15 protein-coding genes and 1 riboswitch are annotated in these 25,516 nt (G+C 62.4%); of the genes, 8 read left to right on the forward strand and 7 right to left on the reverse strand.

Features of this window, described 5'->3' with window-relative positions; translation table 11 throughout:
- Positions 1 to 831, reverse strand: coding sequence for a glyoxylate bypass operon transcriptional repressor IclR (gene iclR, locus ACMGF7_RS09915; protein ID WP_021505158.1), 831 nt, complete (start codon positions 829 to 831; stop codon positions 1 to 3).
- A gap of 196 nt (positions 832 to 1,027) precedes the next feature.
- On the opposite strand from iclR, the gene metH reads away from it, so the two are divergent.
- Positions 1,028 to 4,723: a methionine synthase gene (gene metH / locus ACMGF7_RS09920; protein WP_325994655.1), complete on the forward strand. Its 3,696-nt coding sequence runs from the start codon at positions 1,028 to 1,030 to the stop codon at positions 4,721 to 4,723.
- Between the two features lie 38 nt (positions 4,724 to 4,761).
- On the opposite strand, the gene ACMGF7_RS09925 is transcribed toward metH, so the two are convergent.
- Positions 4,762 to 5,472, reverse strand: coding sequence for a UTRA domain-containing protein (locus tag ACMGF7_RS09925; protein WP_004936656.1), 711 nt, complete (start codon positions 5,470 to 5,472; stop codon positions 4,762 to 4,764).
- Between the two features lie 190 nt (positions 5,473 to 5,662).
- Between ACMGF7_RS09925 and ACMGF7_RS09930 the strand changes: the two genes are divergently transcribed.
- The 6 genes from ACMGF7_RS09930 (at position 5,663) to ACMGF7_RS09955 (ending at position 12,044) form a co-directional block, all read left to right on the forward strand.
- On the forward strand, positions 5,663 to 6,724 hold the full coding sequence (locus ACMGF7_RS09930; protein ID WP_004936660.1) for an ABC transporter substrate-binding protein: 1,062 nt from the start codon (positions 5,663 to 5,665) through the stop codon (positions 6,722 to 6,724).
- 11 nt (positions 6,725 to 6,735) lie between these two features.
- Positions 6,736 to 7,545 carry an alkaline phosphatase family protein gene (locus ACMGF7_RS09935; protein WP_049189129.1) on the forward strand — a complete coding sequence of 270 codons (810 nt, stop codon included), beginning with the start codon at positions 6,736 to 6,738 and terminating at the stop codon, positions 7,543 to 7,545.
- Complete coding sequence (locus ACMGF7_RS09940) at positions 7,542 to 8,387, forward strand: ABC transporter permease (RefSeq protein WP_197798924.1); 846 nt, start codon at positions 7,542 to 7,544, stop codon at positions 8,385 to 8,387. The genes ACMGF7_RS09935 and ACMGF7_RS09940 overlap by 4 nt, the downstream gene beginning before the upstream one ends.
- A gap of 17 nt (positions 8,388 to 8,404) precedes the next feature.
- Positions 8,405 to 9,190, forward strand: a complete 786-nt coding sequence (locus tag ACMGF7_RS09945) for an ABC transporter permease (protein WP_015379246.1) — start codon at positions 8,405 to 8,407, stop codon at positions 9,188 to 9,190.
- A gap of 4 nt (positions 9,191 to 9,194) precedes the next feature.
- A complete protein-coding gene (locus ACMGF7_RS09950; RefSeq protein ID WP_197798923.1) occupies positions 9,195 to 10,187 on the forward strand; it encodes an ABC transporter ATP-binding protein in 993 nt (330 codons plus the stop codon).
- Positions 10,188 to 10,394: 207 nt separating this feature from the next.
- On the forward strand, positions 10,395 to 12,044 hold the full coding sequence (locus ACMGF7_RS09955) for a Na/Pi cotransporter family protein (protein ID WP_004936675.1): 1,650 nt from the start codon (positions 10,395 to 10,397) through the stop codon (positions 12,042 to 12,044).
- Between the two features lie 47 nt (positions 12,045 to 12,091).
- Here the strand turns inward: ACMGF7_RS09955 and ACMGF7_RS09960 are convergent, their stop codons facing one another.
- The 5 genes from ACMGF7_RS09960 to ACMGF7_RS09980 form a co-directional block, all read right to left on the reverse strand.
- The gene (locus ACMGF7_RS09960) at positions 12,092 to 16,915 is read right to left on the reverse strand and encodes a hemagglutinin repeat-containing protein (protein WP_420286424.1); all 4,824 of its coding nucleotides are present in this window, start codon (positions 16,913 to 16,915) and stop codon (positions 12,092 to 12,094) included.
- A 45-nt stretch (positions 16,916 to 16,960) separates the two neighbouring features.
- Complete coding sequence (locus ACMGF7_RS09965; protein WP_004936682.1) at positions 16,961 to 18,640, reverse strand: ShlB/FhaC/HecB family hemolysin secretion/activation protein; 1,680 nt, start codon at positions 18,638 to 18,640, stop codon at positions 16,961 to 16,963.
- Positions 18,641 to 19,025: 385 nt separating this feature from the next.
- Complete coding sequence (panS, locus tag ACMGF7_RS09970) at positions 19,026 to 19,943, reverse strand: ketopantoate/pantoate/pantothenate transporter PanS (RefSeq protein ID WP_044030318.1); 918 nt, start codon at positions 19,941 to 19,943, stop codon at positions 19,026 to 19,028.
- Positions 19,944 to 20,087: 144 nt separating this feature from the next.
- On the reverse strand, positions 20,088 to 21,455 hold the full coding sequence (lysC, locus tag ACMGF7_RS09975; protein ID WP_420286425.1) for a lysine-sensitive aspartokinase 3: 1,368 nt from the start codon (positions 21,453 to 21,455) through the stop codon (positions 20,088 to 20,090).
- A 107-nt stretch (positions 21,456 to 21,562) separates the two neighbouring features.
- A riboswitch (Lysine riboswitch) is annotated at positions 21,563 to 21,757 on the reverse strand.
- Between the two features lie 52 nt (positions 21,758 to 21,809).
- Complete coding sequence (locus ACMGF7_RS09980) at positions 21,810 to 23,618, reverse strand: cation:proton antiporter (RefSeq protein ID WP_049204312.1); 1,809 nt, start codon at positions 23,616 to 23,618, stop codon at positions 21,810 to 21,812.
- A gap of 229 nt (positions 23,619 to 23,847) precedes the next feature.
- Here ACMGF7_RS09980 and pgi point away from each other — a divergent pair, with 229 nt between their 5' ends.
- Entirely contained in the window at positions 23,848 to 25,494 is a 1,647-nt protein-coding gene (pgi, locus tag ACMGF7_RS09985) for a glucose-6-phosphate isomerase (RefSeq protein WP_420286426.1), read from the forward strand.
- The last annotated feature ends 22 nt before the right edge of the window (positions 25,495 to 25,516 follow it).

A 25,516-nucleotide genomic window follows, 5' to 3' on the forward strand; every position in this document is an offset into this window, starting at 1 on the left:
TTAGCGCACGCCGCCGTAGGCCAGGCTGATCTCTTTCGACGCGTGGATCACCAGCGCGCCCAGCTCGATCACGCGATCGTCAGTGATGCGCGACACCGGGCCGGAGATGGAAATGGCGGCGAAGGCTTCGCGGTGCTCGTCGAAGATGCAGGCCGCCACGCAGCGCAGGCCGAGCGCGTGCTCTTCGTCGTCAAAGGAGAAGCCCTGCTTGCGGATCTGCGCCAGTCCCTCTTTCAGGTTGTGCGGCGTCAGGGTGTGCGGCGTGTAGGTGTGCATGCCTTTCTTGTGCAGCAGTTTGGTCACCTGATCGTCCGGCAGGGTGGCGAGGAACGCTTTACCGGCGCCGGAGGCGTGCATCGGCAGTTTGCCGCCGATCGGCGCCGACATGCGCATCAGCGCCGTGCACTGCACCTGATCGATGATGATCGCCTGGTACTCGCTGGTATCCAGCACCGCCAGGTTGACGGTTTCGCCGGACTCTTCCATCAGGCGGCGCAGCGTCGGATGCACCATCGCCAGCAGGTTGCGGCTTTGCAGGAAGCTGCTGCCGACCACAAAGGCGTGCGAACCGATGGTCCACAGGCCGAGATCGCCGACCTGGCGCACGAATCCCTGCTGCTGCATGGTGGTGAGCAGGCGGTGAGTGGTGGAGTTCGGCAGGCCGGCTTGCTGGGCCAGATCGGTCAGGGCCACGTTGCCCTGGGCTTCCGAAATGTATTCCAACAGTTTCAGGCCACGGGTCAACGATTGTACCTGACCGGTCGCCGCACTGGCGGCGGGGGCTGCTGCGCGGGGCTTCTTGCCGCGCTTGGCGGGAGCAGGGGTGGCCATGGGTGAGATTCCTTTTTCCGTATGATGGAATTCATTTTCGTTTTTTGTCGATGAATTGCAAGCCGCCGTCAGCTAATCGGAGGTGTTGGCGCACAACCTGAAAAACTCTCAATTGTCGCCTGGCCCTTTGTCCTTACAAGCTGTGCTAGGATGACTCGTTGGTGTTTGCGGCAGTTGAGCAATGGGCTGGATGGCAATGGAAGGGGTTACAGTGACGAATCGAGTAGAACAACTGCGCCGCCAGTTAGCGCAGCGCATTTTGGTGTTGGACGGCGGCATGGGCACCATGATCCAGAGCTACCGTCTGGATGAGCGCGATTTCCGCGGTGAGCGTTTCGCCGACTGGCGCAGCGATCTGAAAGGCAATAACGATCTGCTGGTGCTGACCAAGCCGGAAGTGATCACCGCCATTCATTACGCCTATCTCGAGGCGGGCGCCGATATCCTTGAGACCAATACCTTCAACTCCACCTCTATCGCCATGGCCGACTACCATATGGAGTCGCTGTCCGCCGAGATTAACTATCAGGCCGCCTGCCTTGCGCGCGCCTGCGCCGACGAATGGACGGCGCGCACGCCGGAAAAACCGCGCTACGTCGCCGGGGTGTTGGGGCCGACCAACCGCACCGCGTCCATCTCGCCGAACGTCAACGATCCGGCGTTCCGCAACATCTCGTTCGATGAACTGGTGGCGGCTTACCGCGAATCGACCCGCGCGCTGGTGGAAGGCGGCGTCGATCTGATCATGATCGAGACCATCTTCGACACCCTCAACGCCAAGGCCGCCGCTTTTGCGGTGGAAACCGAATTCGAAGCGCTGGGGGTGGTACTGCCGATCATGATTTCCGGCACCATCACCGACGCCTCCGGCCGCACCCTGTCCGGCCAGACCACCGAAGCGTTTTACAACTCGCTGCGCCACGTCAAGCCGCTGACCTTCGGCCTGAACTGCGCCCTGGGGCCGGATGAGCTGCGTCAGTACGTCGCCGAGCTGGCGCGCATCTCGGAGACCTACGTCACCGCGCACCCGAACGCCGGTTTGCCGAACGCCTTCGGCGAGTACGATCTGGATGCGGCCGAGATGGCGCGTCAGGTCGGGGAGTGGGCGCAGGCCGGCTTCCTCAATATCATCGGCGGCTGCTGCGGCACCACGCCGGAACATATCGCCGCGATGGCCAAGGCGGTCGAGGGCGTGCCGCCGCGCCGGCTGCCGGAGCTCCCGGTCGCCTGCCGCCTGGCCGGTCTGGAACCGCTGACCATCGACGCCAACACCCTGTTCGTTAACGTCGGCGAGCGCACCAACGTCACCGGTTCGGCACGTTTCAAACGCTTGATCAAAGAAGAGAAATACAACGAGGCGCTCGACGTGGCGCGCCAGCAGGTGGAGAGCGGCGCGCAGATCATCGATATCAACATGGACGAGGGGATGCTCGACGCCGAAGCGGCGATGGTGCGTTTCCTCAACTTGATCGCCGGCGAGCCGGATATCGCCCGGGTGCCGATCATGATCGACTCCTCCAAGTGGTCCGTTATCGAGAAAGGCCTGAAATGCATTCAGGGCAAGGGCATCGTCAACTCGATCTCGATGAAGGAGGGCGAAGAGGCCTTTATCCACCACGCCCGGCTGGTGCGCCGCTATGGCGCCGCGGTGGTGGTGATGGCGTTCGACGAAGTGGGCCAGGCGGACACCCGCGAGCGCAAGTTCGAGATTTGTCGCCGCGCCTATAAAATTTTGACCGAACGCGTCGGTTTCCCGCCGGAAGACATCATTTTCGACCCGAACATCTTCGCCGTCGCCACCGGCATCGAAGAGCACAACAACTACGCCGTCGACTTTATCGAAGCCTGCGCCGACATCAAAACCCACCTGCCGCACGCGATGATCTCCGGCGGCGTGTCCAACGTGTCGTTCTCGTTCCGCGGCAACGATCCGGTGCGTGAAGCGATCCACGCGGTGTTCCTGTATCACGCCATTCGCAATGGCATGGACATGGGCATCGTCAACGCCGGGCAGCTGGCGATTTACGACGATCTGCCTGGCGAGCTGCGCGAGGCGGTAGAGGACGTGATCCTCAACCGTCGCGAGGACGGCACCGAACGCCTGCTGGAGCTGGCGGAAAAGTACCGCGGCAGCAAAGACGGCGAAGCGGCGGTGCAGCAGGCGGAGTGGCGCGGTTGGCCGGTGGAAAAGCGGCTGGAGTATTCGCTGGTGAAGGGCATCACCGAGTTTATCGAGTTGGACACCGAAGAGGCGCGGCAGCAGGCCGAACGGCCGATCGAAGTGATTGAAGGGCCGCTGATGGCGGGGATGAACGTGGTCGGCGATCTGTTCGGCGAGGGCAAGATGTTCCTGCCGCAGGTGGTGAAATCCGCCCGCGTGATGAAGCAGGCGGTGGCCTACCTGGAACCGTACATCGAGGCCAGCAAGCAGCAGGGCACCTCCGCGGGGAAAATCCTGCTGGCGACGGTGAAGGGCGACGTGCACGACATCGGCAAGAACATCGTCGGCGTGGTGCTGCAGTGCAACAACTATGAAATCGTCGATCTTGGCGTGATGGTGCCGACGGAGAAAATCCTGCGCACCGCGCGCGAGGAGAACGTCGACATCATCGGCCTGTCGGGGCTGATCACGCCGTCGCTCGACGAGATGGTCAACGTGGCCAAAGAGATGGAGCGCCAGGGCTTTACGCTGCCGCTGCTGATCGGCGGCGCCACCACCTCCAAGGCGCACACCGCGGTGAAAATCGAGCAGAACTACAGCGGCCCGACCACCTACGTGCAAAACGCTTCGCGCACCGTGGGCGTGGTGTCGGCGCTGCTGTCCGCCTCCCTGCGCGACGAGTTTGTGGCGCGCACCCGCAAAGAGTATGAAACGGTGCGCATTCAACACGCGCGCAAAAAGCCGCGCACGCCGCCGGTCGATTTGCACAAGGCGCGCGCCAACGCCATGGCGCTGGACTGGGCCGACTATCAGCCGCCGGCGCCACGGCAATTGGGCGTATTCCCGGTGTCGGCCGGCATCGAGACGCTGCGCCACTATATCGACTGGACGCCGTTCTTCATGACCTGGTCGCTGGCGGGCAAATACCCGCGCATCCTGGAAGACGAGGTGGTGGGGGAAGAGGCCAAGCGCCTGTTCCACGACGCCAATCAGATGCTGGATCGGCTGGCCGCTGAGCGCAGCCTCAACCCGCGCGGCGTTTACGGCCTGTTCCCGGCCAACCGCGTCGGCGACGACGTGGTAGTGTACCGCGACGAACAGCGCGGCGAGGTGCTGGCGGTGAGCCGCCATCTGCGCCAGCAGACGGAAAAAACCGACTTCCCGAACTACTGCCTGGCGGACTTCGTGGCACCGAAAAACAGCGGCAAGGCCGACTACTTCGGTGCCTTCGCGGTGACCGGCGGGCTGGAGGAGGACGCGCTGGCGGCGGCGTACGACGCACAGCACGACGATTACAACAAAATCATGGTCAAGGCGCTGGCGGATCGTCTGGCGGAGGCTTTCGCCGAATACCTGCACGAACAGGTGCGCAAGTTGCACTGGGGTTATGCCGCCGACGAGAACCTGAGCAACGAAGAACTGATCCGCGAAAACTATCAGGGCATCCGGCCGGCGCCGGGCTACCCGGCCTGCCCGGAGCACACCGAAAAAGCGACCATCTGGCAGCTGCTGGACGTCAACCGCCACACCGGTATGGAACTGACGGAGTCTTTCGCCATGTGGCCGGGGGCGGCGGTGTCCGGCTGGTACTTCAGTCACCCCGAGAGCAAGTACTTCGCGGTGGCGCAGATCCAGCGCGATCAGGTGGAAGACTACGCGGCGCGTAAAGGGATGAGCGTGAGCGAGGTCGAGCGCTGGCTGGCGCCAAACCTCGGCTACGACGCCGACTGACCTTCCTCTTTAAGGGCGCAGCGATGCGCCCTTGTCATTTACAGCGCTTCCACATCGATGTGCAGCGCGTCGTACCGCCAATACTCCAGGTCGCAATCGATCACCCTGTCGTGCTGATCGCGATTCACCCGCGTAATGAACAGCGCCGGGCTGCCGTAGGTCACCTTCAGCATGGCGGCGGCCTGTTGTGGCAGCAGGGTGGGCAGCATATCGAAACGTACCCGGCCGTAGTGAATGCCGTAGCGTGCGGCGTACAGCGCGGTTAGCGACTGGGTCAGGTCTTCGTCCAGAATGCCGGGGAAATAGGCCGGATTGAGGTAGTGCTCGCAGTACAGCACCGCGCGCCCGTCGATGTAGCGCAGCCGGCGAATGCGATAGGCCTCGGCGCCGGAGGGCAGCGCCAGGCGGCCGGCCAGCGGCGCGTCAAGCGTGACGACCGCACTGTCGATCGCTTCGGTATGGGCGGCGCGCCCCTGTTGCTGCGCCATGGCGTGAAAATGGCTGCGCTGCAACGGGTTATAGATCAGACGTGGCGGCGAGATAAACCAGCCGCGCCGCACCTGGCGGTAAATGACGCCCTGCGCCTCCAACTGGCCGAGCGCCTCCTGCAGGGTAATGCGGGTGGTCGCGAACTGTTCGCTCAGGGCGCGCTCGGAGGGCAGCTTGCCACCCACGGCGAATTCGCCGGCGGTGATGCGGGCGTGCAGCGTTTGGCAGATGGTGGCGACGGTCGTCGGTGCTTCACTCATACAGCGGGTGTCCCGTTTCAGTGCGTTTGGCCTTTAAGGTAGACCAGCGTCGCGTTTTCGCCGTTGCAATGGGTGATAAAACTGTCGCTTTTTTAAGCTGACATATAATTATCACATTCGTCCGTTAGATTGGTTTGGTCCTTGCTGGACTAGTCCAGCCATCCCCACACTACCACCTGGAGCATCAGTTATGAAACGTTTGTGCGCTTCTGTGTTAACCAGTGCCATCGTGTTATCCAGCCAGATGAGCTGGGCCGCGGATACCGATCTGGCGGCGCTGGAGCAGGCCGCTAAAAAAGAAGGCGAAGTCAACAGCGTCGGCATGCCGGACAGCTGGGCCAACTGGAAAGGCACCTGGCAAGATCTGTTGAGCAAATACGGCCTGAAGCATGTCGATACCGACATGAGCTCTGCGCAGGAGATCGCCAAATTCGATGCGGAAAAGAACAACGCCACGGCGGACATCGGTGACGTCGGCGCGGCCTTCGGCCCGGTGGCGGTGCAGAAGGGTGTAACGCAGCCGTACAAACCCTCCACCTGGGATCAGGTGCCGGATTGGGCGAAAGACAAAGATGGCCACTGGGCGCTGGCTTACACCGGCACCATCGCCTTCATCATCAACAAGCAGCAGGTGAAAGACATCCCGCACAGCTGGGCCGATCTGCTCAAGGGCAGCTATCAGGTCACCATCGGCGACGTCGGCACCGCGTCGCAGGCGGCCAGCGGCGTGCTGGCGGCCACTTACGCGATGGGCGGCAACGAGAAAAACCTCAAGCCGGGCCTGGAATTCTTCGGCAAGCTGGCCAAGGCCGGCCGCCTGAGCCTGAGTAACCCGGTGATCGCGTCGCTGGAGAAGGGGGAAGTGCAGGTTGGCGTGGTATGGGACTTTAACGGCCTGAACTACCGCGATCAGATCGACAAAACCCGCTTTGAAGTGCTGATCCCGTCGGACGGTTCGATCACTTCCGGCTACACCACCATCATCAACAAATACGCCAAGCACCCGAATGCCGCCAAGCTGGCGCGCGAATACATCTTCTCCGACGCCGGTCAGATCAACCTGGCGCGCGGCTATGCCCGCCCGATCCGCGCCGAACATCTGACGCTGCCGGACGACGTCAAGGCCAAGCTGCTGCCGGCCGAGCAGTACAAGAACGCGCACCCGATCGCCGATCCGGCGGCCTGGGAACAGAGCGCCAAAGCGCTGCCGCGCCTGTGGCAGGAAAACGTCATTATGTTTATGCAGCAGTGAGTTAACGCACCATGAAAACGATCCTCGTGCTGCTGGACGGCCTCAACTACCGGGTGGCGCACGACGCCATGGGTTATCTGCAGGCCGAATGCGCGGCGGGACGCGGGCGGTTGTACCTGCTGGAGAGCGAGTTGCCCTCGCTCTCCCGGCCGCTGTATGAATGCATCCTCACCGGCATCACGCCGGTGGAGAGCGGCGTGGTGCATAACCACGTCTCGCGCCTTTCTCATCAACAAAGCGTGTTTCATTACGCGCGCGCCGCCGGGCTGACCACCGCCGCCGCCGCGTATCATTGGTTCAGCGAATTGTATAACCGCACGCCGTTCGACGCCGCGCGCGACCGCCATACCGACGCCCCCGAGCTGCCGATCCAGCACGGCCATTTCTATTACGACGACGGCTATCCCGACAGCCATCTTTTCGACGACGCCGAAAGCCTGCGCCAGCGTCATCAGCCGGACTTCTTGCTGATCCATCCGATGAACATCGACGACGCCGGGCACCGCTTCGGCCTCTCTTCGCCGCAGTACCGCAACGCGGCGCGGCGCGCCGACGGCTCGTTGTCGCGCTACCTGCCCGAGTGGCTGGCGGCCGGTTATCAGGTGCTGGTTACCGCCGACCACGGCATGAACGACGATCGCAGCCACGGCGGGGTGTTGCCGGAAGAGCGCCAGGTGCCGCTGTTCGTGTTCGGCGCGGGCTTCAGCCTGGACGACGCCGATCCGCAGCAAACCGAGCTGTGCGGCACGATCTGCGATCTGCTGCAGGCGCCGCACGACAAGCCGCGCTGCCGGGCGTTGCTGGCGCAGGATGCGCGATGAACAGCAAAACCAAATGGATCGCCGCACTGTGCCTGCTGCCGTTTATCGTGCTGTTCGGCGCGTTTCAGCTCGCCCCGCTGGTGTGGATCGCCATTCACAGCTTTTTCAGCGAGACCAGCGGCTGGGGCTGGGGAAACTATGTCGATATCCTCACTTCGCCGTTCTACCTGCAGGCGTTTCAGTTCTCGCTGGAGATCTCGCTGTGGTCGAGCGTCTACGGCTTGCTGATCGCGTTAGTTGGCAGTTACTCACTGCGCCAGCTCGGCCAGACGCGGTTTCATGACTTCGTGATGTCGTTCACCAACATGACCAGCAACTTCGCCGGGGTGCCGCTGGCGTTCGCCTTCGTCATTCTGCTGGGGCTGAACGGTTGCCTGACGTTGCTGCTGCGCAAATACGGCCTGATGGAGAGCTTCAACCTCTATTCGAAGAGCGGCCTGATCGTGCTGTATACCTACTTCCAGATCCCGCTCGGGGTGCTGCTGCTGTATCCGGCATTCGACGCGCTGCGCGCCGACTGGCGCGAATCGGCGGCGCTGCTCGGTGCCGGCCCCTGGCGCTACTGGCGGCATATCGGCCTGCCGGTGCTGGCGCCGGCGCTGATGGGCACCTTCGTCATCCTGCTGGCCAACGCGCTCGGCGCCTACGCCACGGTGTATGCGCTGACCACCGGCAACTTCAACGTGATCCCGATCCGCATCTCGGCGCTGGTGGCGGGGGACATCTCCCTCGATCCGAACCTGGCCAGCGCGCTGGCGATGCTGCTGGTGGTGATGATGGCGTTTATCACGGTGATCCACCAATGGATGCTGCGCAGGAGCTACCTCAATGCGCGCTCATAACCGGCTGGAGAATGCTCATGTCGCGTGTTGAACGCTTGTACCACCGCACGGTGACCGGCCTGCTGCTGTTGATCCTGCTGCTGCCGCTGGCGGCGACGCTGATTTACGCGCTGGCTACCCAGTGGGGCGCCACCATTTTGCCGGACGGTTTTACCCTGAAGTGGCTGACGGCGCTGTGGAGCGATCCGCGCTTTTTGCAGGCGCTGTGGCACTCGCTGCTGATCTGCTTCGGCACGCTGCTGCTGTCGGTGGTGGTGATCCTGCCGGCGATGTTTGTGATCGCTTACTACTTCCCCAAGCTGGACGCGGTGATGAACGTGCTGATTCTGCTGCCGTTCGCCGTGCCGCCGGTGGTGTCGGCGGTGGGGCTGATGCAACTGTTCGCCGCCGATCCGCTGCCGCTGCTCGGCACCCCCTGGATTTTGGTGGGTTGCTATTTCACCATCGCGCTGCCGTTTATCTACCGCGCCATCAGCAACAACATGCAGGCGATCAACCTGCGCGATCTGATGGACGCCGCGCACTTGCTCGGCGCCAGTACCTGGCGGGCGGCGCTGTGGGTGGTGCTGCCAAATTTGCGCAAGGGCGGAACGATCGCCGTGTTGCTGTCGTTCTCGTTCCTGATCGGCGAGTTCGTGTTCGCCAACCTGCTGGTGGGCAGCCAGTATGAAACGCTGCAGGTCTATCTGTTCAACATGCGCAACGGCAGCGGGCATTTCACCAGCGCGCTGGTCATCTCCTATTTCGCCGTGGTGCTGCTCGTCACCTGGCTGGCGAACCTGCTGAATAAAAACAAGGGTTAACCCGATGGCTTATCTCAACGTCACCCGCCTGAACAAACACTATGGCCAAACCCAGGTGTTTCAGGATATCTATTTCACCGCCGAAGAGGGGGAGTTCGTCACCCTGCTCGGGCCAAGCGGCTGCGGCAAGTCGACGCTGTTGCGCTGTCTGGCCGGCCTGACTCCGGTCGACAGCGGGCAAATTTTACTGCAGGGCCAGGATCTGGTGCCGCTGGCGCCGCAAAAGCGCGGCATCGGCATGGTGTTCCAAAGCTATGCGCTGTTTCCCAATATGACGGTGGAAGGCAACGTGGCCTTCGGCCTGAAAATGCAGAAGCTGGCGGCCGGGCAGATCGGCCAGCGGGTGCAGGAGGTGCTGGCGCTGGTGGAGCTGAGCGATCTGGCGAAGCGCTATCCGCATCAGCTGTCGGGCGGCCAGTGTCAGCGCGTGGCGCTGGCGCGATCGCTGGTCACGCGCCCGCGTCTGCTGCTGCTCGACGAACCGCTGTCGGCGCTGGACGCGCGCATCCGCAAACATCTGCGCGAGCAGATCCGGCGCATTCAACGCGAGCTGAACCTGACAGCGATCTTCGTCACCCACGATCAGGAAGAGGCGCTGACCCTGTCGGATCGCATCGTCCTGATGAACAAGGGGCAGATCGTGCAGAGCGGTGATGCGGAAACCCTGTATACCCAGCCGGCGGACGCCTTCGCCGCCGGTTTTATCGGCAACTATAACCTGCTGAGCGCCGAACAGGCCGGCCGGCTGACCGGGCGCAGCTATGCCGGCAAGGTGGCGATCCGCCCAGAGTCTATCGGGCTGTTGCCGGCCGGACAGGGGATCGGCGGGGTGATCCTTGGCCACAGTTTGCTCGGGAATGTGGTACGCTATCGGATTCAGGTTCGCGAGGTAGAGTTGCTGGTTGACGTGCTCAACCGTTCGGTGGCCGATCTGCGGCCCGACGGCGCGGAAATTGGGCTACACTTGGAACCTGTTGTATTGCGGGAAGTTGCATGACTTCGCAGCGCGGCGCCGGGGCTCTCCCACCGCCGCCTTAACCCTTCTCTTCTGCGGTCTGCCGCCCGCCCGCTGTCCTGCCAGACCCACGCCCGGCAGGCGGGACCGCGCGCTGTACCCGTCATCCTTTGGCTCGCCTCTGTGCTTCGCGTGACAGGCATCGGGTATCAGCCTCCTTTGGCCGGGCGTTAATGGAGCGTATCTTCCGTGCTGACCCTTCTTCACCTGCTTTCGTCCGTGGCGCTGTTGGTGTGGGGAACCCACATCGTGCGTACCGGGATCATGCGGGTTTACGGCGCCAATCTGCGGCGCGTGTTAAGCGACAGCGTTGAGAAAAAACCGCTGGCGTTCGTTTCCGGCATCGGCGTGACCGCGCTGGTGCAAAGCAGCAACGCCACCGCGCTGCTGGTGACCTCTTTCGTCGCGCAGGGGCTGGTGGGGCTGGCGCCTGCGCTGGTGATCATGCTGGGCGCCGACGTCGGCACCGCGCTGATGGCGCGCGTGCTGACCTTCGATCTTTCCTGGCTGTCGCCGCTGCTGATCCTGGTCGGCGTCTTCCTGTTCCTCAGCCGCAAACAGATGCGGATCGGCCAGATCGGACGCGTTCTGATCGGTCTGGGGCTGATCGTGCTGGCGCTGGAACTGATCGTGGCCGCCGCCACGCCGATCACCCAGGCGGCAGGGGTGAAAGTGCTGTTCTCGTCGCTGACCGGCGATGTGATGCTGGATGCCCTGACCGGCGCGCTGTTCGCCATCGTCAGCTATTCCAGCCTGGCCGCGGTGCTGCTGACCGCCACCCTGACCGCCACCGGCGTGATTTCGCTGAAGGTGGCGCTCTGTCTGGTGATCGGCGCCAACCTCGGCAGCGGCCTGCTGGCGATGATCAACGCCAGCGGCCAGAACGCCGCCGGGCGGCGCGTGGCGCTCGGCAGCCTGCTGTTCAAATTGGTGGGCTGCATCCTGGTGTTGCCCTTCGTCTCCTATCTGGCGGATGTGATGGCTCAGCTGCCGGGCGGCAGCGAAGAGCTGGTGATCTATTTCCACGTGTTCTACAACCTGATCCGTTGTCTGGTGATGATCCCGCTGGCCGGGCCGATGGCGACGCTGTGCGAACGGCTGATCGTCGACGTGGCGGCCGACGACCCGCGCATGCGGCCGCGTCATCTGGACGCCAGCGCGCTGGATACGCCGACGCTGGCGCTGGCCAACGCGGCGCGCGAAACGCTGCGCATGGGCGACGTGGTGGAACACATGATGATCCTGCAGCGCGAAGTGCTGCACGGTAAGCAAGGTGTGGATAAAGAGGTGCGGCGACTCGACGATGACGTCGACGTGCTGTACACCGCCATCAAGCTGTATCTGGCGCAGATCCAGAAGGAAGATCTGGGCGAGGAAGATTCGCGCCGCTGGGCGGAAATCATCGAAATGGCGCTCAACCTGGAACAGGCGGGCGACATCATCGAGCGCATGGCCGGCGACGTGGGCGCCAAATCGCACGCCGCGCGCCGCGCCTTCTCGGCGGAAGGATTGGCGGAACTGGACGGGTTGCACGAACGGCTGATCGGCAACCTGCGTCTGGGGCTGTCGGTGTTCCTGTCCGGCGACGTCACCAGCGCCAAACGCCTGCGCCGTTCCAAGCACCGCTTCCGCATTCTGGATCGCCGCTACGCGCACGCGCACGTCGATCGTTTGCATCAGCAAAACGTGCAGAGCATCGAGACCAGTTCGCTGCATTTGGGATTGTTGGGAGACATGAAGCGCCTGAACTCGCTGTTTTGCGCCGTGGCCTACAACGTGTTGGATCAGGATGCGAAAGACGACGATCGCGACTGGGAAGACACCCCGAGCACGCTGTAAAAAAACGCCCCCGGTTTTAACCGGGGGCGTTGCGTAGGGGAGGCGCGTTATTTGCCGCTGAACACGCCGGCTTTGGCGTCCGCCTGCTGAGTTGAGGCATGGCCGCTGGCGAACGGCACGTTGCCGTCGACGCTTTGCTTCGCCGCGCCGCCTAACAGTCCACCTACCGTGGCCGCCGCATCGACGCGGCCGCCGCCCTGATAGCGCTGGCCGCTGACGTCCTGCTGGCTGACCTGGCTACCGCCCAGTTCCACCTTGCCCTGCTGACTGCGGATTTCGCCGCCGGTCAGTTGGGTTTGGCCGCCGACCTGCAGCGCCACGCCGTGCTTACCGGCAATCGCCGATTGCTCGCCAACCGCATTGTTGTTCACCACGTCGGCATTGACCTTGAGCTGCCCCTGGCGACCCGCCGGCCCGGTGATGCTGTCTTTTACCGCGCCGCCGACGGTGCGTGCGCCGCGATCCCACAGTGGGCCCTGCGGTTTTTCGCCGGCCGGCGTTTCCGGCAGCGTGACTTTGCCGTCAGCCTTGCTGAAGCTGACTGCACCGGTGGTATCCTGCTGCGGATCGAGGCGACGCGCCACGCTGTTGTACTTGTCGGTGGTGGCGTCGGCCACTTTGTTCACCCCGGCTTCCAGTTTCTCTTTCACTTTACCGGCGTAGCGCGGCGTGCCGACCTTCGACAGCTTGGAGGTGATGCTGCTGCCCGGATCGTTGCTGTGGCTCAGACCGGCATCCACATCCACCTTCAAGCCTGTCTCGATGTCTTTGCGGCTTTCAACGCGCAGATCGCCGCCCACCTTGCCCTGTACGCTGTCGGCGTCGACGCGCGCGCCGGCAAGGCGGGTGTCTTTGCCGCTGTTGAGCGCCACGTCGCCCGCGGTGATGCCGGTGTTGGCGTGGGTGGTTTTATCCTGCTGCTCCACGCCGACTTTCAGACCTGCGCCCAGCGTGTGGGTGTCTTTGCCGGTGTTCGGATCGACCTTGCCGCCGGCGTCCTTGTTGAAGGTTTGACCGCCTCTGGCGTTGGCTTTGATGCCCAGATTCCAGTCGTCCTTATGCTGCTCGTTCTTGGCGGATTCCAGCAGGATGCCGCCGTTTTTCGCTTCGAGCGCGGCGTTGCCGCCGCTGACTTTGGCCCCCTGCAGATGCAGCGCGTCATCGCCTTTGCCGTTGGCGGACAGGGTGACCTTGCCGTCTGAGGCGATAGTAGCACCCTGGCGCTCGGTCGCGGACTCATTGACCTTGGCGATGTCGAACGCGCCGCCTGCGGAGAGGCTGCCGCCGGTTTTTTCCTTGCTGTCGCTGCTGCCGGCGCCCAGATCGATATTGCCGGACAGCTTGCTTTCCTTACGCGTTTGGGTCGATTCCGCCGCCTGCAGCGCGACCTTGTTGCCCGCGTTCAGGCTGACGTCGCCCTGGCTCTTGACGTTGGTGCCCTGCAGCGTCAGATCGCGGCCCGCCTTCAGCTCCACGCCCTGGCCGCTGACGTTGCCGACCTGCGCCGTGCTGCTGCTGCTTTCACCGTTGTTGGTGCCGCCGCCGAAACCGGCGCCGAAGTTTTTGCTGTCGGCGGTGAAGCCACCTTTGGCGGACGCTTTGACGTTAAAGCCGCTGTGGTTCTCGCTCTGTTTGTCGCTGGCCTGATCGAAGCGGATATCGCCGCCGGCGTTGACGGCGGTTTTACCGCTGCCGCCGTTCAGCGCGGTACCCTGATAGACCGCGTCTTTTTTCACGTTGACGTTGATGCCGTTGGCCGCGTCGATCGAGCCGGCCACCGCCTGGCTGGCGCTGCTGTTGCTGCGCTGGGTGCCGCCTTCGCCCTTGGCGTCCACGGTCAGATCGCTGCCGGTGGTGGTGTAGACGCGCACGCCGGCGCTGCCGCGGGTGTCGCGGCTCTGCTCGTCCTGACGGTTTGCCGCGGCTTCGCTGCGGTGGCTGTCCGCCGTCAGGTTAACCGCGCCTTTGCTCGCCTGGTACTGCGTGCCCTGATCGCGCACTTCGCCTTTGGCATTGATGTCGATGCTGCCGGCTTTCACCGAGCTGACCACCGCCTGCGAGCTGCTGCTGTGTTTTTCGCTGTTGCCGCCCTGTGCGCCGATATCCAGGCCGACGTTAGGCGCGCCGATGCCGCCGATGTCGTTGATAACGCCGGTAGCGTCCAGCTTGGCTGCCTTGCCGACCGCGCGCTCGACCGGACGGGTCACGGCGCTGTAATCGACGTTGGCGCCGATGTTCACGCCGACGTCGGTTTTGGTGGTGGTGGTGCTGGCGGTGTCGGCAGCGGCAAGGTGATCGACGCCGGCGGCGTTTTCTTGATAGGCGCCGCCGACGCGGTGCTGTGCGCCTTGCTGGGTCAGCTTGTCGCGGGCGTTGATCGTCAGGTTGCCTTTGACGTCGCTGCCGGAGGTGATCGCCTTGCTGCTTTGCGTCTGGGTTTTGCTGTTCTCGTAGCCGGCTTCCACGCCGCTGCCGAGTTTGTCGATGCCGCCGGTGTAATAGAAACCGCCGCCGATCTTGGTTTGCTCGGTGTTTGAGGCCGTTTTGTCGTCGGCCGCCAGGAACGAAACCTTGTTGCCGCTGACGCTGGCGTCGCCTTTGTCGGCGACCAATTGAGAACCGCTGAAGGTCACGTCCTTCTCCGCCTTGAGCTTCACGTTGCCGCCGCTGAGGCTTGAGGCGCTATTCTCGGTGCGGGTGGTTTTCTCGCTGTCGCGGGTGTGCTCGATGCGCAAACCGGCGCGGTACTGCTTGTCACCGGCTTCTTTGGCGTAGCCGTTAACGGTGAGCGCGGTCTTCTGCTCGTCGATGTTCTGCTGCCGCTCGGCCGCCTTGACGTTGATGTTGCCGGTCTTCGACTCGACGCTCAGCTCACCGCCGCTGGCGACCTGGCTGCCGATCACGTCGGCATCCTTGTGGCTGACCAGCGTCAGGTTGGTGTCGGACTTCAGCTCGCTGGCGGTGCTGCTCTGGTAGCTGTTGTCGGCCTTGTGCGAACTGCTGGTGATGTTGAAGGCGGTGCCGGTGCGCGCGTCGATTTTGTCCACGGTGGTGCTCAGCGCGTTGTCGATGCGCAGGCCGCCGTGGGTGGCGGTGACTTCGCCGCCTTTCTGGCCGCGCGCCTTGCTGCCGGTAATGGTGACGCCTTGCTGGCCGTTCAGGCGCAGGGTGCCGCCGCTGGTCAGCTCGGAAGCGTGGCTGATCTCGCGGCGATTGCTGTTGTTTTTGTTGTCGCCGCCGCCGATGCCGCCCCAGGAGGTTTTGTCATCGCGTACCGCTTTGGCGTTGGCGGTTTTCTGCACCCCGACCTGGATCTGGCCGTCTGCATCGATCGTCAGATCGCGCTGGGCATGGATATTGGCGCCCTGAGTCGAGACATTGCGACCGGCTTTCAACGTCAGTTCACCCTGGCTGCGCAGTTCGCTGGCCTTCAGGCTTTCGCTTTCGTCGCTGCTGCTCCATCTGCCGGTGCGCAGGCTGGAGGTGTGGTTGCGCTGGTAGCCGCGCTCGCTGGATTTATCCTTCTCCACCAGCCCGGCAAGGTGTACGTCGCGCGCCGCTTTGACGCTCAGCGCACGCTCGGCGCTGACATTGGCGCCCAGCAGCTTCACGTCTTCCTGGGTGCTGATGAGTTTGGCGCTGCCGCCGGCGGCGACGGTGCTGCCCGCCTGTTGCAGCTGCTCGCGTTCGCGGGTAACGTCATATTGCCAGGAGTAGAACCAGCGATCGTCGGTATGGCCTTGCGTCTGCTTCAACTGCTGGCCGTCGAGCGTCAGCTTACCGCCCTGCAGCGTAATGTCTTCACCGCGGATATCGGTGGCGGTGAGGTGCGCGAGATTATCCGCCACCAGACTGATGTTCTTGCCTTTCAGCTCGGTGCGGGTCAGCTTCTGGCTGCTGCTGCGATCGTTGACGTAGATGCCGCCACGGTAATTTTGATAGTTATCGCCGCCGTTTTTGTTGCTGCTGGCGTCGTCGACGCGGCTTTCGCTGCGGATATCATAGGCTTTCACCTTGAGCTCATCGCCGGCGTTCAACGAGCCGGCCAGTTTCACGCCGCTGCCCTGCGCGGTGTTGATGATGTTGATGCGCCCGGCCTGCATGCTGCCGAGGTAGTAGCTGTCCAGCGCGGTCGGCGTCTGTTGGCTGGCCTGCACCGTGCCGTCGCGCGCTACCCGGTTAAGGCCGCTGATGGCGTTGATCGTCGCCGAGGTCACCTTACCATCCGAATGCTTGAAATCTTGCACGATCACTTCGCCGCGGCTGTCGATCTTCGGCGCGATCAGATCCAGTACGCCGCCGGCGTTCAGGGTGCCATTGAGGCTCAGAGTGTTGCGGTTGCCGAAGGTGCTGTAACCCTGCAGCACGCCGTTTTCCACCAGCGGGTTGCCGACCACCAGTGAGGAATGGCTGGTATTGATGAATCCGCAGCCCTGACAGCTGATGCCGTTCGGGTTGGCCAGCACGTAGTCGGCCGCCATGCCGAAGATCTCTTGCTGGCCATGCAGCAGAGACGGGTTACGGCCGATCACTTCGTTGAGGATCACGCTGGCTTCGCGCCCGCCCAGATTGGGGTTGGCGCCCAGTTGGCCGGCCAGCTGCGACAGTCCCGCCTCGCGGGAGTTGTTCAGCACCGCGCCGGGCTGGTTGACGTTGAAGTCCTGATATTGGTTGTGCGACAGCCCGTTGCCGTTCGGCGCGACGATATCGACCACCTGCGCGCCGGTGGCGGCGGTGGAGACGCCGGGGCCGTTGGCGCCGTTGGCCGCAACGATCTCTGCGGCGTAGGCGCCGGCGGAAGCGGCGAGAATAATCGCCAGCGCGGCGGCCAGTTTGCCTGCCGCCGAAAGTCTGAAGTTATTATTTTTCATCCATGTATCTCCGTATATTGCCGTGGGGTCCTGCAAAACTGTTGATTAAAAGGTGTAAGAAAAGCGGGCCAACACCTGAACGGGATCTTCCGGCGTAGCGTGGTTAGACAAAATCCAGCCGCGGCTGACCTCGAGATCGACCAGCGCCTGGCGGTAACGTAACGTGGCGCCGGTGCTTATACCGGCGCTGCTGCGCCAGCCCGAGTTGTCCTGACGCGGCAGAATGCGGCCAACGTCGGCGCCGAGGCGCGGCGTCAGCGTGGTGGCACCCAGATTGAAACTGCGGGACAGCGTATTTTGCAGATACCAGCCGTTGTCGCCGGACTGGGTGCTGCGGCTGAAGCCGCGCACGGCGCTGCGATCGGTGAGGCTCAGCCACTCCACGCCGGGCAGCGGGTCGCGGCTGTACTGGCCATAGAACAGATTGTTGAGCTGATAGGTGGCGTCACCCAGCTGGAGGCGCTGGCTGAGGTTGGCGAACAGCTTGCCTTTGGTGAACTGGCTGTCGAGGTGCACCGAACTCGGGTGGCGGCCGGCCCCCAGCCACGGCATCCCCTGCTCGACGCTGAGGTTGGCGCTGAACACGCCATTGGGCAGAATTTGCAGGTGACTGGCGCTCAGTTCGGCCAGGGTCAGCGTTGGGCTGCTGACCTCAAGGCGCACGCTTTCGAAGTAGTTGTCGATGCGCTTGTAGGTCAGCTGGCCGCTCAGGCTGTCTATCTGATCGTGATCGCGATAAAACACGTAGTCGCTGCGCAGCCCGTACTGTTGGGTCTGGCCGTGCAGTTTGACCACGTTGTGCGGCAGCTGCTGGTGGTTTTCATAGGACGAGAAGCTGGCGAACCCGCTGAAGGTGAACGCGCCGTACGGCAGCGAATAGAGCAGGGTGTAGGCGCGATTATAGCGGTGAGCCGGGTTTTCCAGCGTGCTGTTGGCGTTCAGGCTGACAAAGTCCGACAGGCCAAACGGGCTGTCCAACGTGGCAGTGGCGCGCGCCAGCCACCGGCCGGTGCTTTTTTGGCCGTAATTATCCGTGCCGGCGGTAATCAGCCAGGGCTTGGCATGCTGATTGCGCAAACGAATAACCGAACCGCCAACCTGGCGGCCGGGCAATATATCCAGCTTGGTGGTATTTGATTGCAAACGGTTGGCCTGATCCAATCCCTGATCGAGCTCGGTTAATTTCAACGGCTTGCCTTCCAGCCCCGGAAATAATAAACGGCTGTTGACCCAGCGATCGCCGCCTTCTATTTTCTCGATAAATCCTTCCGTCACGCTTAACCCCAATTCTCCTTGTGAATTAGGGCGAACAATTTGCACGCGCGCGGTGATATAGCCCTTTTGCACATAAAGGCGCGTTAATTCACGGGTCAGGCGATTGATATCGTTGCTGCTGATGCACTGTTCCGGCAGCGCGCTCAGGGCCGACAAATCGGCCGGCGAGAGTAGGGTGACTCCCTGCAGATAAACGCCGGCGATCGGCAGGCACTGCGCGGACTGCGGCAGTGCGGGCGCGGCTGGTTCCGGTTCCGCCAGCAGGCGCTGTTGCTTCAGCTGCTGGTAGCGGCGTTGCTCAATCAACTGGTTGACTTCACGCGTGCTGTCTTGCAACGCGCGCCGTGATTCCCCCATCGACATGTCCATCATCATGTGGGAGTCCGGCAGGGTTTCGGCGGAAAGGGCCGTGCTGACCAGCAGTGTCAAGGCGGTGATTTTTTTTATCATTGTAATCCATTCTGAGAGGCCGCCGGGGCAGCCAGCCCAATCCATGAGGTTAACCACGGGCGGCCGACGGCCGGCCCGAAATAATGAGCGACATGCACATTGCGAGGTATCTTGATTTGCCGCAGCAAATAAGACGGTGGGTATATATCTAAATAATAATTAGGCTGCTTCTTTTATGGCGGGCAACCCTGGTGACTTAATTAATTAAAAAAAGTGGAGCGTCTCTTCCTCTTGTCAACATTATCGGCACGGATAGGAAGAATCTGAATTTTTATTTTTCACGGATGATAGGGGATGAGGGGAATTATGACAATCCGACCAGTGGGAAATACGAAATTTCGCAGGAAAGAAAAGGGACGCAATTGTTTGCGTCCCTACAGGCGGTTTATTTCTTCTTGATAGGGCGGCCGGACCAATAACCCGCCAGCAGTGAACCGGAGAGGTTGTGCCAGACCGAGAACAGCGCGCCTGGCAGCGCGGCCAGCGGCGAGAAGTAGATTTTGCCCAGCGTGGCCGCCAACCCGGAGTTCTGCATGCCCACTTCGATCGCCAGCGTGCGGCAGGTGGACTCGTCGAAGCCGAACAATTTGCCGCCCCAATAGCCGCTCAGCAGACCGATGCCGTTGTGCAGGATCACCGCGATGATAACGACCAGACCGACCGAAGCGATATGGCTTTGGCTGCCCGCCACCACCGCGCTGATGATCGCCAGAATGCACACCATCGACAACGCCGGCAACAGTGGCTCGATGCGTTTCACTGCCTTGGTCAGGGTATGGTGGACGATCAGGCCCAGGCCGATCGGGATCACCACAATCTGCAGAATGCTCAACAGCATGCCCATGATATCGACGCTGATCTCGGCGTCGACGTATAGACGGGTCAGCAGCGGCGTGGCGAACACCCCCACCAGCGTCGAGACCGCCGAGATGGTCACCGACAGCGCCACGTCACCCTTGGCCAGATAGATCATCACGTTGGAGGCGGTGCCGCTGGCCACGCTGCCCACCAGCACCATGCCGGCGGACAGATCCGGCGGCATGCGGAACAGCATCGCCAGGATCCAGGCTGCCAGCGGCATGATCAGATAATGCAGGAAGATGCCTGCCGCCACCGGGCCGGGGCGCGCCAGCACGCGTTTGAAGTCGTCGAGCCGCAGCGTGACGCCCATGGCGAACATGATCAGCATCAGCAGCGGGCTGACGTAGGGGCCGATACCGGTAAAGGTGGTCGGCGTGTAATACGCGGCGACGGACAGCAGTATCGCCCAGAGGGGGAATAAGCGCGTGAGTAGTGCCAGCATGCAGGTTTTCCTTAGCCAGATTGAGAACGGTGGATGTGGTTGTGTTTTTATTGCGGGCTCAACATGCTGAACCCCTGCAGGTTTTGAACGGATTTTTTAGACGCAGGGGCGCAGCATGCTGCGCCCGCAATCAGGGATAATGACTTATTCGAACAGGTTGTGATGCAGGGTACGCACCACCTGCTCGGCTTCTTCGCCCGGCACCAGGAAGCACAGGTTATAGCTGCTGGCGCCGTAGCAGATCAGGCGGATATTGAACGGATCGAGCACGCCGAACACCTCTTTGCCCACGCCGCAGGCGCTCGACAGCTGGTTGCCGATGATCGCCACCAGCGCCAGGTTTTCTTCCACTTCCACCCGGCACAGCGACGACAGTTCGGTCAGCAGTGAGGTGGTCAGCAGGCTGCCGCCGACGGAGGTGGCGCCGGTGGTGTCCATGGTCAGCGCGATGCTGACTTCCGAAGTGGTGATCAGATCGACGGAGACATTATGGCGCGCCAGGATGTTGAACACCTCGGCCAGGAAACCGCGTGCGTGCAGCATGTTCAGGCTGTGCAGCGTCAGCAGCGTTTGCTTGCGGCGCAGCGCCAGCGCGCGGAACAGCGGCGGGTTCTCGGTGGTGTTGCACACTAGCGTGCCGCCGGCCGCCGGATCCTTGCTGGAGCCGACGAACACCGGAATATCGCTGCGCACCGCCGGCAACAGGGTGGCCGGATGCAGCACTTTAGCGCCGAAGGTGGCCATTTCCGCCGCCTCTTCGAAACCGATTTTGTCGATGCGCTTGGCCGCCGGCACCACGCGCGGATCGGTGGTGTAGATGCCCGGCACGTCGGTCCAGATATCCACCCGGCCGACGCCGAGCGCTTCGCCGAGCAGCGCGGCGGTATAGTCGCTGCCGCCGCGGCCGAGCGTGGTGGTGCGGCCCTTCGGCTCGCTGCCGATAAAGCCTTGGGTGACCACCAGCGCTTCCTGCAGGCGCGGCTGCAACTGCGCCCGGGCCAGTTCGCTGAGCGCGGCGCTGTCCGGCACGGCGCGGCCGAAGTGATCGTCGGTGCGCATCACTTTGCGCACGTCGAACCATTCGGCCTGCACGTTGCGGGCGCGCAGGATTTCAACGAACAGCAGGGTGGACATCAGCTCCCCATGGCTGACCAGTTCGTCGGTCAACGCCGTCGAGGTGGCCAGCGACGCGGCTTCCGACAGCATGGCGATGTTTTCCAGCAGGCGGTCTATTTCGTCGCGGATCACCGCCGGCGCCGCGAGGCGATCGAGGATGGCGTATTGGATACGCCGGATTTCATCAAGCTGGTAATTGCGCTTGTCGGCCTCGCAACCCTCGGCCAGGGCGACCAACAGGTTGGTGACGCCCGCCGAAGCGGACAACACCACCAGGCGGACCTGCGGGTTGGCCAGCACGACGTCGGCGCTGCGGTTCATGGCTTCAAAGTCGGCGACGCTGGTGCCGCCGAACTTGGCTACCACGGTGGAATTCTGGGGTGCTGCTTGGTTCATCTAGAAACCTCGTGTCAGGGATGCCCGTTTGGGGCACTGTAATTCCATAGCCTTGGCACAAGGGGAGAGCGGTAAACAGGGGGCAGGCGTAGAGGTCAGGCTACGATACACCCAGAAGCGCCCCACCTTGTCGATCGCCCTGCGGGCGATCCCCTGGTGACAACCCAGGGGATTCAGCCCCTGTAGTCGATACGATAATGGCCGGCCATTACCCTACCTCGGCGTCGCTCCCCCTCGGGTGCCGTCAACGGAGAAACGGCTCCTCTGACACTCTACCTGGGCGACGCGCCTCTTCTGGCTTGCGCACCGGGTGCGCAAGTAGGCTGTTAGGAATAGCCGGTTATCGCCATTCTGTCAACGTACAGACGGTGAGGGATTTTCATCTTGCACCAGCGCGATAAGCGTACAGGGCATCGCGGGCGTGGAACCGGCGCCAATCGGTTGCAGAGAACCGTCTTCCTTTTGGCTGAATAGCGGAATAACGCCCTGATGTTTCTCCAAATACTCCAGCCAACCGAAATTTTCGTTCAATTTGGTCGCTTTGATGGCGGCCCCTCTGGCGAGCAGGCTGCTCAGGCGGCCGTAGGTGGCTTCCTGATTAAATAAAATTTCATGCCGGCGGAAACGCGAACTTTCCGCGCTGGCGCCGCGTCCTTTCAACGGCGCCCCCGAACGGATGGCGAACACGTGATCTTCGCCGAAGAGATGGCCGAAGTGGTAGACCGCCAGCGCGTTCTGGTGGCGATTGGGCGACAGCGCCAGCACCTGGGCGATATTGCTCAGATCGAGGTAGTTCTCGGCGTGTTCGGAGTAGGCGTGGCCATAGTAGGCCGGAATGCCGTCCATGCGCGCCTGACGGTAGTATTCCCAGCTGCTGTCGGTGACGATCACCGGCACGTTCAGCTTGATCAGCGCCTGCGCCAGCATGCGCGCCACGCTGTTGGCGCCGACGATCAGCACGCCGCGCGGTTTCTGCTGCTGCACCCGCAGCCAGCGCGCCATCATGCCGCTGGTCAGGCTTTGCAACACCACGGTGCCGATGATGATGGCGAACACCACGGTCACCAGCCGGTCGGCGCCCTGATAGCCGCTGCGCTGCAGCGTCAGCGCGAACAGCGAGCTGACCGCCGCGGCCACGATGCCGCGCGGGGCGATCCAGCACAGCAGCAGCCGATCGCGCCAGTGCAGGGAAGAGCGCCAGGTCGACACCGCGATGCACAGCGGCCGGGCGATGAACTGCACCGCCAGCAGCAGCAGGAGCAACGGCCAGCCCATGTTCCACAGTGCCTGGATGTCGAGCCGCGCCGCCAGAATGATGAACAGCGCCGAGATCAGGATCGCCGACAGCTCCTCTTTAAACGCCAGAATATCGCTGGTGTCCACGTCGCGCATGTTGGCCAGCCAGATGCCCATCACCGTGACGGTCAGCAGGCCGGATTCGTCGGCGATGGCGTTGGACACGCCGAAGGCGGTCAGCATAATAGCCAGCACCGCCAGGTTCTGCAGGTAGCGCGGCAGCCAAACGCGGCGCAGCGCCAGGCCGAGCAGGTAGCCGAACAGCGCGCCGGCGATAAGCCCGACGGCGGCGGTCACGCCCAGCGTCCAAAACAGGTGGGTATAGGACTCCGCATTCTGCTTCAGCACGATAAACTCGAACACCAACAGGGTGAAGATGGCGCCGACCGGATCGATGACGATCCCTTCCCAGCGCAACACCTGGTTAATGTTGGCGTTCGGCCGCACCACGCGCATCAGCGGGGCGATCACCGTCGGCCCGGTCACCACCGTCACCGCGCCGATCAGCGCCGCCAGCTCCGGCGGGAAATCCAGCAGCCACCAGCTGGCGAGGCTGATGACCAGAAAGGTGACCAGCATGCCGACGGTGACCAGGTTGCGCACCACGCCTCCGAGGCCGCGTATCTCCTCGAAGCGCAGCGTCAGCGCCCCTTCGAACAGGATGATCGCCACCGACAGCGACACCAGCGGAAACAGCAGATCGCCGAACAGCAGATCCGGCTGCACCAGATGCACCGTCGGGCCGAGCACGATGCCGAACAGCAGCAGCGGCAAGATGGCCGGCAGGCGCAGCAACCAGGCCAGCCACTGCGCCAGCAGCGACGCCAGGCCGATAAGCACCAACATGAGCGGGGCGGATAATTCCATAAGCGAGATCCCTTTCAAATGACGAAATAAGCGATGATGACACAGCCTGATGACAATTCGGCAATCCCGATAACAGGCCGTTAGCCAAAAGTATAGAGTGAAAGCTGAAACGAGGCGGCAATGCGTTGACAGTTAGCGCCTATCGCAAGAAAAGAGATCATAATCACAGTCGAACAGGCTACAATCGGACAAACGCGTCATTTTTATTCTCAAGCCTAAGAGTGTTGCTATGAAAAATATCAATCCTAGTCAAACCGCTGCTTGGCAAGCCCTGCAGCAACATTATGCACAGATGAAAGACGTACGGATCGCTGACCTGTTCGCCCAGGACAGCGATCGTTTCTCCAGGTTCTCCGCGACCTTCAACGACCAAATGTTGGTGGACTATTCCAAGAACCGCATCACGCAGGAAACTCTGGAGAAGCTGCAGGCGCTGGCGAAAGAAACCGATCTGCAAGGCGCCATCAAATCGATGTTCGCCGGTGAGAAGATCAACCGCACCGAAGATCGCGCGGTGCTGCATATTGCCCTGCGCAACCGCAGCAACAGCCCGATTCTGGTCGACGGCAAAGACGTGATGCCGGAAGTGAACGCGGTATTGGCCAAGATCAAACAGTTCTGCGCGCGCGTCATCGGCGGCGAGTGGAAAGGCTACACCGGCAAGCCGATCACCGACGTGGTGAACATCGGCATCGGCGGTTCGGATCTCGGCCCTTACATGGTGACCGAAGCACTGCGCCCTTATAAAAACCACCTGAACATGCACTTCGTCTCCAACGTCGACGGCACCCACATCGCCGAAACGTTGCAGCCGCTGAATCCGGAAACCACACTGTTCCTGGTGGCCTCCAAAACCTTCACCACTCAGGAAACCATGACCAACGCCCACAGCGCGCGTGACTGGTTCCTGAGCAGCGCCGCCGATCAACAGCACGTGGCCAAGCACTTCGCCGCGCTGTCCACCAACGGCAAAGCGGTAGCCGAGTTCGGCATCGATACCGACAACATGTTCGAATTCTGGGACTGGGTCGGTGGCCGTTACTCCCTGTGGTCGGCGATCGGCCTGTCGATCGCGCTGTCCATCGGTTATGACAACTTCGAGCAGCTGCTGAGCGGCGCGCACGCTATGGACAAGCACTTCGCCGAAACGCCGGCGGAGAAAAACCTGCCGGTGCTGCTGGCGCTGATCGGTATTTGGTACAACAACTTCTTCGGCGCCGAAACCGAAGCCATTCTGCCGTACGATCAGTACATGCACCGTTTTGCCGCTTACTTCCAGCAGGGCAACATGGAATCCAACGGCAAGTACGTCGATCGCAACGGCAACCCGGTGGATTACCAGACCGGCCCTATCATCTGGGGCGAGCCGGGCACCAACGGCCAGCACGCGTTCTACCAGCTGATCCACCAGGGCACCAAGCTGGTGCCGTGCGATTTCATCGCGCCGGCCATCAGCCATAACCCGCTGGGCGATCATCACGCCAAACTGCTGTCCAACTTCTTCGCTCAGACCGAAGCGCTGGCGTTTGGCAAATCGCTGGAAGTAGTGAAAGCCGAGTTCGCGGCGCAGGGCAAAACCCCTGAGCAGGTCAAGCACGTGGCGCCGTTCAAGGTGTTTGAAGGCAACCGGCCGACCAACTCAATCCTGCTGCGCGAAATCACCCCGTTCAGCCTGGGCAGCCTGATCGCGCTGTACGAGCACAAGATCTTCACCCAGGGCGCGATCCTGAACATCTTCACCTTCGATCAGTGGGGCGTGGAGCTGGGCAAACAGCTGGCTAACCGCATCCTGCCGGAGCTGGCGGGCAGCGAGAAAATCAGCAGCCATGACAGCTCGACCAATGCGCTGATCAACCGCTTCAAGGAATGGCGCTAAGCGCCTGAGCTGAAGCCAATAA

Origin of the sequence: Serratia sp. BNK-17, from assembly GCF_048684935.1 — a bacterium.
Lineage (GTDB): Bacteria > Pseudomonadota > Gammaproteobacteria > Enterobacterales > Enterobacteriaceae > Serratia > Serratia nematodiphila.

What these genes read in the sequence shown, in the direction of transcription:
- iclR (WP_021505158.1), bottom strand. Translation starts at nt 831, where the DNA reads ATGGCCACCCCTGCTCCCGCCAAGCGCGGCAAGAAGCCCCGCGCAGCA.
- metH (WP_325994655.1), top strand. Translation starts at nt 1,028, where the DNA reads ATGGAAGGGGTTACAGTGACGAATCGAGTAGAACAACTGCGCCGCCAG.
- ACMGF7_RS09925 (WP_004936656.1), bottom strand. Translation starts at nt 5,472, where the DNA reads ATGAGTGAAGCACCGACGACCGTCGCCACCATCTGCCAAACGCTGCAC.
- ACMGF7_RS09930 (WP_004936660.1), top strand. Translation starts at nt 5,663, where the DNA reads ATGAAACGTTTGTGCGCTTCTGTGTTAACCAGTGCCATCGTGTTATCC.
- ACMGF7_RS09935 (WP_049189129.1), top strand. Translation starts at nt 6,736, where the DNA reads ATGAAAACGATCCTCGTGCTGCTGGACGGCCTCAACTACCGGGTGGCG.
- ACMGF7_RS09940 (WP_197798924.1), top strand. Translation starts at nt 7,542, where the DNA reads ATGAACAGCAAAACCAAATGGATCGCCGCACTGTGCCTGCTGCCGTTT.
- ACMGF7_RS09945 (WP_015379246.1), top strand. Translation starts at nt 8,405, where the DNA reads ATGTCGCGTGTTGAACGCTTGTACCACCGCACGGTGACCGGCCTGCTG.
- ACMGF7_RS09950 (WP_197798923.1), top strand. Translation starts at nt 9,195, where the DNA reads ATGGCTTATCTCAACGTCACCCGCCTGAACAAACACTATGGCCAAACC.
- ACMGF7_RS09960 (WP_420286424.1), bottom strand. Translation starts at nt 16,915, where the DNA reads ATGAAAAATAATAACTTCAGACTTTCGGCGGCAGGCAAACTGGCCGCC.
- ACMGF7_RS09965 (WP_004936682.1), bottom strand. Translation starts at nt 18,640, where the DNA reads ATGATAAAAAAAATCACCGCCTTGACACTGCTGGTCAGCACGGCCCTT.
- panS (WP_044030318.1), bottom strand. Translation starts at nt 19,943, where the DNA reads ATGCTGGCACTACTCACGCGCTTATTCCCCCTCTGGGCGATACTGCTG.
- lysC (WP_420286425.1), bottom strand. Translation starts at nt 21,455, where the DNA reads ATGAACCAAGCAGCACCCCAGAATTCCACCGTGGTAGCCAAGTTCGGC.
- ACMGF7_RS09980 (WP_049204312.1), bottom strand. Translation starts at nt 23,618, where the DNA reads ATGGAATTATCCGCCCCGCTCATGTTGGTGCTTATCGGCCTGGCGTCG.
- pgi (WP_420286426.1), top strand. Translation starts at nt 23,848, where the DNA reads ATGAAAAATATCAATCCTAGTCAAACCGCTGCTTGGCAAGCCCTGCAG.